Annotated in this window: 6 protein-coding genes; 1 reads left to right on the forward strand and 5 read right to left on the reverse strand. The window is 70.8% G+C overall.

What is annotated here, in order from left to right:
• The 5 genes from ABT08_RS12075 to ABT08_RS12095 form a co-directional block, all read right to left on the reverse strand.
• On the reverse strand, nucleotides 1–1,615 hold a 1,615-nt coding region (locus ABT08_RS12075; RefSeq protein WP_288115111.1), incomplete at its 3' end, for a glycogen debranching N-terminal domain-containing protein.
• Between the two features lie 51 nt (nucleotides 1,616–1,666).
• Nucleotides 1,667–2,416 (reverse strand): Type 1 glutamine amidotransferase-like domain-containing protein, encoded by a 750-nt coding sequence (locus ABT08_RS12080; RefSeq protein WP_056207487.1) that lies wholly within the window; start codon nucleotides 2,414–2,416, stop codon nucleotides 1,667–1,669.
• Nucleotides 2,413–3,216 (reverse strand): carbohydrate ABC transporter permease, encoded by an 804-nt coding sequence (locus tag ABT08_RS12085; protein WP_235557407.1) that lies wholly within the window; start codon nucleotides 3,214–3,216, stop codon nucleotides 2,413–2,415. The genes ABT08_RS12080 and ABT08_RS12085 overlap by 4 nt, the downstream gene beginning before the upstream one ends.
• Before the next feature lie 53 nt (nucleotides 3,217–3,269).
• Nucleotides 3,270–4,382, reverse strand: coding sequence for a carbohydrate ABC transporter permease (locus ABT08_RS12090; protein ID WP_288115113.1), 1,113 nt, complete (start codon nucleotides 4,380–4,382; stop codon nucleotides 3,270–3,272).
• Between the two features lie 15 nt (nucleotides 4,383–4,397).
• Nucleotides 4,398–5,654 carry a sugar ABC transporter substrate-binding protein gene (locus ABT08_RS12095; protein ID WP_288115115.1) on the reverse strand — a complete coding sequence of 419 codons (1,257 nt, stop codon included), beginning with the start codon at nucleotides 5,652–5,654 and terminating at the stop codon, nucleotides 4,398–4,400.
• 209 nt (nucleotides 5,655–5,863) lie between these two features.
• Here ABT08_RS12095 and ABT08_RS12100 point away from each other — a divergent pair, with 209 nt between their 5' ends.
• Nucleotides 5,864–6,859, forward strand: a complete 996-nt coding sequence (locus tag ABT08_RS12100) for a LacI family DNA-binding transcriptional regulator (RefSeq protein ID WP_056519059.1) — start codon at nucleotides 5,864–5,866, stop codon at nucleotides 6,857–6,859.
• The last annotated feature ends 390 nt before the right edge of the window (nucleotides 6,860–7,249 follow it).

Consider the following 7,249-nt stretch of genomic DNA (forward strand, 5'->3'; position numbering starts at 1 on the left):
CCGACGACATGTCGGCGCTGACCAGATGGGCGGCGACCGCCGCGCTCTGCGCCTCGGTGAGGATGCCCGTGCCGAGCAGATGCCCGATATTGCTCGTGACCGCGTCGACGCGCCGCTTGTCGGCGTCGAGCGCGATGGCGGGGTAGCCGCCGCGCGCGTCGTCGATCCAGAACGCGGCGGCGAAGCGCTGCTTCATCTGCGCGGCCCACGCGCGCCACTCGTCGCCGTCCGCGCGGCCGAACTCGTCCAGCAGGGATGCCGCGGCCAGCGCCGCCTCGTAGGCGTAGCCCTGCACCTCGCACAGCGCGATGGGGCCGGTCGCGATCGTGCCGTCGTTCCAGCGGATCGAGTCGCCGGAGTCCTTCCAGCCCTGGTTGGCGAGGCCGCGTCCGGACTCGTCGATGTACTCGAGGAAGCCGTCTCCGTCGCTGTCGGCGTGGTCGCGCAGCCAGCCGAGCGCACGGTCGAGGGTGGGCAGCAGCGCCTCGACTTCGGGCCGCGGCATCCCGGCGACGAAGGCGTCGTGCAGCAGGGTGATCCACAGCGGGGTCGCGTCGACCGTGCCGTAGTAGAGCGGAGGCAGCGAGACGTTCTCGCCGGGGATCTCGTTCTGCACCGCGCGCAGCTCGTGCATGATGCGGCCGGGCTGCTCGGATGTCTCGGGGTCGCTCTTCGCACCCTGGTAGCCGGCCAGCACACGCAGTGTCGATGCGGCCAGCTCGTGCCCGAGGGGCAGCGCGAGGCGCGCGGCCCACAGCGAGTCACGGCCGAACAGGGTGAAGAACCACGGCGCCCCCGCGGCGAGGAAGACGTCGTCGGGGGAGGCGACCGTCGCCATGCGCAGCGCCTCGAGGTCGCCGGTCGCGCGGGCGACCCAGCGGTCGAGGCGGTCGTCGCCGCTCGGGGCGAGCGCGCGCCAGTTGGGCGGCTCGGCGGCTCCGCGCACGACGGCGGCCGTGTCGGAGGCGGACACCCGCCACACCAGTTCGGCCGCGCCGCGGGGGTCGGCCGCGGCATCCCAGACGATCTCGACCTCCCCGGCGCCGGCACCCTCGACGAGGCGCGCGCCGGAGACGGCGATCTCGGCGCGGGCCGTGTCGCGGCTCAGCACCGCGACGCCGTCGCCGACCTGGCGGGCCACCGCGATGCGGTCGCCCTCGAGACCCGCCTTCACCTCGTGCAGCTGCGCGAAGTCGCCGGCGAGGGCGAGTGTCACCCGCGCCGCCACGGGCTCGTCGAGCCCGTTCACGATCCGGATGCGCTCGGTCATCCCGCCGGGGGTCACCGTGCGGGTCACCTCGACGCGCACCCGCGGGTCGGCGGTCGCGTCGTCGAGCCCGCGGGCGAGCGCGATGAACGCGAGGGACGCGGCATCCCGATGCTCGGTCGCGATCGGCTCGATCGCCGACCCGTCGATGCCCAGCACGATGCGGTCGAGCACCCGAACGTCGGAGTGGTACAGCCCGTGGATGGGACGCTCCCCCACCGTCCCGCTCGGCGACGACCACACCTGCGTGGGCGCGGCGAGCGCGACCACACTGTCGTGCAGCAGCGGCTGCAGGGGGGCGGACGGGATGGACGTGTCGGCGGCCTGCACGCGGACGTCGGTGGTCATGAAGAGGGTGCCTTCCGGTCGGACGGGAGAGAGAAGAATCGGATGCCGCGCTCAGCCCGCGGCGCGCAGAGCGCCGAGCACGCGAGGCTGGATCGGCTGCGGGTGCACGTCGCCGGCGGCGTCGCGCTCGATGCGCCACACCGCGCCGCCGGGCCGCTCGGCGATGACGTCGACGAGCTCGGTGCCGCGATAGACGAGGCCGGTGCCCTCATCGAGCGCGTACCCGGCGGGGAGCTCGCCCGCCGCGATCGCGGCCTCGTGCACCACGCGCCGCGTCGGGTCGGAGTCGTAGTGCACGGCGAGAGAGCCGGGCACGAACGCCAGTCCGTCGGCGAGCACGTCGATGCCGGGACCGCGCGACGAGGTCGTCGCTCCGGCATGCCAGCACAGGGCGCCCGCCGAGCCGCCCGCCAGCACCACGCCGGCACGCCACGCCTCGTCGAGGATCACGTCGAGTCCGTGCAGACGCCAGAGCGCCAGCAGGTTCAGCACGCTGCCCCCGCTGACCCAGATGACGTCCTGGGCGAGCAGGTGCGCGCGCAGGTCGGGCACGTTGGGATGCGGGAAGAGGTGGACGTGCGAGGCATCCACCCCGACCAGTCTCGCCGCCTCGAGCTCGACGCCCTCGATGTGGCGCTGGTCGCCGCCCGCGGTGTTGAGATGAGCGACCCGCGGGCGCCGACCCTCGACGCGGGCGAGCGCGATCGCATGGAGCAGCATCGGGCCGTACGCCGCATCGCTCCACGATCCCGGCACGAACCCGCCGCACGTGGCGACGATCGTCGGATGCCGCGCGGTCACTCCTTCACCGCCCCGTCGCTGGAGTTCATGATGCGGCGCTGGAAGATGAAGAACAGCACCGCCACCGGGATCGTCATGAGAGCCGCCGCGGCCAGCTTGATCGGGAACTGGTTGCCCTGCGAGAGCTGGCCGCTCGCGAGCCCCGCGACGCCCTTCGTGAGGGTCGTCAGCGCCGGGCTCTGCGTCGACACGATGAAGTGCGCGAGCTCGTTCCACGACCCCTGGAACGACAGGATGATGATCGTGATGAGCGCCGGACGCGCCATCGGCAGCACGACCGACCAGAACACCCGGAAGCTGCCCGCGCCGTCGATGCGCGCCTGCTCCTCGACGCTCGGCGGGATCGACTCGAAGAAGTTCTTCATGATGAACACGCTCGCCGCGTCCGCCAGCAGCGGCACGATCATGCCCGTGTACGAGTCGTAGATGCCGAGCTGGTTGATGACGAGGAACTTCGGGATGAGGAGCACCACCGTCGGCACCGACATCACCGCCACCAGGGCGGCGAACACGACGCCGCGCCCCGGGAAGCGCAGGCGCGCCAGCGCGTAACCGGCGAGGGAGGCGAAGAAGGCGCGTCCGAGGGTGACGAAGACCGTGACGATCGCGGAGTTCATGAACCACACCGGGAAGTCGGAGTTCGCGAACAGGGTCGTGAAGGCCTGGGTGGTGAACGGGTTGGGGATCAGCGAGACCGGGTTCGCCGTGGCATCCTCATCGGTCTTGAACGCCGTCGCCACCTGGATCAGGAACGGGGCGATGTAGACGATCGCGAGCGCGCTCAGCACGACATAGGTGATCGGTCCGCCGAGGCGGAAGCTGCGACGGGCGCGACGAGCGGCGGTGGCGACGCTCACGAGCGACCCCCCTTCTCGATGACCGCGCTCTCGACGACCGCGCTCTGATAGAGGCGCATGCGACGGCGGGACACCTTGCGCTCACGCAGCACCCAACGCTGCAGCAGCGTCAGCACGACGATGATGACGAACAGGATGAACGCGATCGCCGCACCCTGCCCCCACTCCTGGTTGACGAACGAGCTCTGATAGGAGAGGTACGCGGGCGTCAGCGTGGTCTTGCCCGGGGCGCCCTGCGTGCCCGTGTAGATCTGGTCGAAGACCTGCCAGCAGCCGATCAGGCCGAGCGTCAGCACCGTGAAAAGGGTCGGACGCAGCTGCGGGAGGGTGACCTGCCAGAAGCGCTGCCAGCCGTTCGCGCCGTCCATGATGGCCGCCTCGGTCACGTCGCCGGAGAGGTTCTGGAGCGCCGCGATGAACAGCAGCATGAACGTGCCGCTCGTCGTGAACACGGCCATGATGATGAACGCCGACATGGCGACCGACGGGCCGCCCAGCCAGTTCCACCACGAGACGCCGAGGAACGTGTTGTCGGTGAGGGCCGCCGGCCCCTGGGTCACGCCGAAGACGCCCAGCAGGTTCTGCACGATGCCGTGCGGGTCGTTGAACCAGTTCGGACCGTGGATGCCCACCCACGAGAGCACCGCGTTGACGGCGCCCGTCGCCGAGAACAGGAACAGCCAGAGCACGGTGATCGCCACCGAGCTCGTGACCGACGGGAAGTAGAACGCGGTGCGGAAGAAGCCGCGCCCGCGCAGCACCTGACGGTTCACGAGAACCGCCAGTCCCAGCGCGACGGCCGTCTGGATCGGCACGACCAGCAGCACGTACCAGGCGTTGTTCTTCAGCGCCATGCCGAAGTCCTGCGTGGCGAGGCCGCCGCCGGTGAGCAGCTGCGCGTAGTTGTCGAGCCCGACGAAGTGCACGCCGGACGAGAAGGGGCTGCCCCGGCCGCCCCAGTCGGAGAAGCTCACCCACAGCGCCATGAGGACGGGCACGCCGAGGAAGAGGCCGAGCAGGATGACGACCGGGGCGGTGAAGATCCACCCCGAGGCGGCCTCACCGCGCCGGAGCGCGGAGCGGCGAGGCCGACTCGTGGTTGCGGACATGATGGCGGATGCCCCTTACTTGGCCAGCAGCGCCTGCAGGTTCGTCTGCGTCGCGTCGAGGATCGTCTGCGGGTCGCTCGTGGCGAGGGACTCGAGCTTGCTGTTGAGGTCGGTCACGACGTCGGCCGAGCCCTTTGCCGTCGGCACGCCCTTGGCATAGGAGGCGGCGTCGAGGAACGGCACCAGCGCCGCGTTCTCGCTCTTCCACTCATCGGCAGCCGAGGTGATCGACGGCATGACGCCGAACGCCTTCGAGAACGCCAGCTGGCTGTCCTTGCTGGTCAGCTGCTCGACGAGCTTGAGTGCGGCGGCCTGGTTGGGGCTGTCGGCGGCGATGCCCCAGCAGTTCGTGAACTGCAGGGTGCCCTGCCCAGCGGGACCGGCGAGAAGCTCCACGACCTTGTACTTCACGTTCGGGTAGTCGGAGCTCATGGCACCCGTAATCCAGTTGCCCTCGATCGTCATCGCGGCCAGACCCTTGCCGAAGGCCTCACCGCCCCAGCCCGCGCCGAGGTCCTTGGCGTACTTCAGCTCGCCGCCGTTGAGCAGCTGCTTGACGTAGTCGAGCGCCTGCACGTTCGCGGTCGAGTTGGCGGTCGCCTGCGTCGAGTCGTCGTTCATGAGGTTGCCGCCGGCCTGCACCATGAAGGAGCCGATGCGGGCGTACTCGCCCGAGATGCCGAGACCGACGTGACCGGCGGTCGTGAGCTTCTTGGCCACGGCGGTCAGGTCGTCCCACGTCTTCGGGTAGTCGGAGTCGGTCAGGCCCGCGGCCTGCCACATGTCGGTGTTGATGATCAGCTGCAGCGTCGAGAAGTCCTTCGGCGCGCAGTAGAACTTGCCGTCGTAGGTGAACGAGCTCACCAGGCTCGGGTAGAAGTCGCTCTTGTTGGCGAGCTGGTCGCCGTAGGCGAGCAGCGACCCGTTCGACGCGTAGCCGGCGAGGGCGTCGGTCGAGAGGTAGAAGACATCGGCCGGCTTTCCGGCGGCGAAGCCCTGCGACAGCTGCTGGCTGAGGTTGGATGCCGCGACCACGGTGGCCTTGGTGCCCGAGCTCTGCGACCAGCTGTCGACGGCGGCCGTGACGGCCTTGGTCTCCGCGTCGCCCGACGAGCCGATCATGACCGTCAGCGGGTCGTTCGACGAGGTGAGGGTGCCGGACCCGCTCGTGGAGCTTCCCGACGAGAATCCCGACCCGCAGGCCGTGAGGCCGAGGGTCGCGGTGGCGGCGAGGGCGACGAACGCCAGGCCGCGACGTGCTGTAGTGCGCATGTGATCTCCTTGTGTCCGCCCATCCATCCTCGGATGAGTCGAGAGCGTCAGCTGCTCTGCTGGTTTTGATCGTTCAATTTGAACCATCAAATCCGATCGCTGATAACGTACGAGGCGGGCCGGAGGGCTGTCAAGCGGGTGCGCGGCAGACCCGGACGTGCCTGCGCGACGCGGATGCCGCGGCCCGCGGCATCCGAGAGGGGGACACGATGCACTCGCAGCCGACCGTCATCGATGTCGCAGCCGCCGCCGGCGTCTCCCGTCAGACCGTCTCGAACGTGCTCAACTCCCCCGAGATCGTGCGGCCCGAGACCCGCGAGCGGGTCGAGCGGGCCATTCAGGAGCTCGGCTACCTGCCCCACGCCTCCGCCCGCCGGCTGCGCACCCGACGAAGCTCCACGATCGGCATCCGGCTCGACCACCTCGCCGCCGACGGCATCTCGGGGAGCGTCCTCGACCGGTTCCTGCACGCGCTCACCGAACAGGCCGCCACCCGCGGCCTGCGGGTCATGCTGTTCACCGCCGCCGACGCCGACGACGAGATCGCCCAGCTGCGACGCCTCAGCGACGGCGCGGACGTCGACGCGTTCGTGCTCACCTCGACCGTGCACGACGACCCGCGCATCGACTGGCTCTGGGGCCGCGGCATCCGGTTCGTCGCCTTCGGCAGGCCCTGGGGACACCTCGACGCGCCGCATCCGTGGGTCGACGTCGACGGGCAGGCCGGCGTGCGCGCCGCGACCGCGCACTTCGTCGCGACCGCCGGACCCCGGGTCGGATACATCGGCTGGCCCACCGGATCGGGCACCGGCGACGACCGGCGCGCCGGATGGGCGAGCGTGATCGCCGAACATGCTCCCGCCGGAATGTCCGCCGACGGCCTGCTCGCCGACCTCGAGATCGACGCCCTCGAAGGCGTCGCCGAAGGCGGACGCGCGGCCCGCGAGCTCGTCGCGCGCACCGACGTCGACGCGATCGTGTGCGCCTCCGACTCCCTCGCGCTCGGCGCGTTCCTCGCCGTCGGCGACACCGTGCCGGTCTGCGGCTTCGACGACACCCCCGTCGCCGTGTCCCTCGGCTTCTCGAGCGTCGAGCAGCAGCTCGGCGAGGTCGCGCGCGCCGTGCTCGACCTGCTCGCCCTGCCCGACGACGCCACCGACGCCCAGGCCCACCGCCTCGTCACCCCGCGCCTCGTCGTGCGGTAGCGGCCGCGCCCTGGTCGGGGGGTGGCGCTGCTGCTCACGGCGGTCGCGGTGCTGCGCGTGGGTGGCGCCGCTGCGCGTGGGTCGCGGTGCTGCGCGTGTGTCGCGCCGCGGTCGCGGGGGTCGCGCTGCTGCGCGGCGGTCGCGGTGCTGCGCCGTCATTCCTCCTCGCCGAGTCCACATCTCTGCGCCGAGTCCATGCGCGGCGCGCGCCGGGCGTGTATGGATTCGGCGCGATGACGTTGATTCGGACCGGGGGTGGGTCGCGGGGCTGGGGCGCGTCGAGAGTACGCGGCGCGGGAGCTTCAGGGCGCGGAGGGTGAGTCTCTTAGCGTGGTGTCACTTCCCGCGGGGTTTTCGCCGTCGTTGACGTAGAGAGGCCATCGTGGGAAC

Source organism: Microbacterium sp. SCN 71-21 (assembly GCF_001725695.1).
GTDB classification, from domain to species: Bacteria; Actinomycetota; Actinomycetes; order Actinomycetales; family Microbacteriaceae; genus Microbacterium; species Microbacterium ginsengisoli.

What these genes read in the sequence shown, in the direction of transcription:
- ABT08_RS12095 (WP_288115115.1), bottom strand. Translation starts at nt 5,654, where the DNA reads ATGCGCACTACAGCACGTCGCGGCCTGGCGTTCGTCGCCCTCGCCGCC.
- ABT08_RS12090 (WP_288115113.1), bottom strand. Translation starts at nt 4,382, where the DNA reads ATGTCCGCAACCACGAGTCGGCCTCGCCGCTCCGCGCTCCGGCGCGGT.
- ABT08_RS12100 (WP_056519059.1), top strand. Translation starts at nt 5,864, where the DNA reads ATGCACTCGCAGCCGACCGTCATCGATGTCGCAGCCGCCGCCGGCGTC.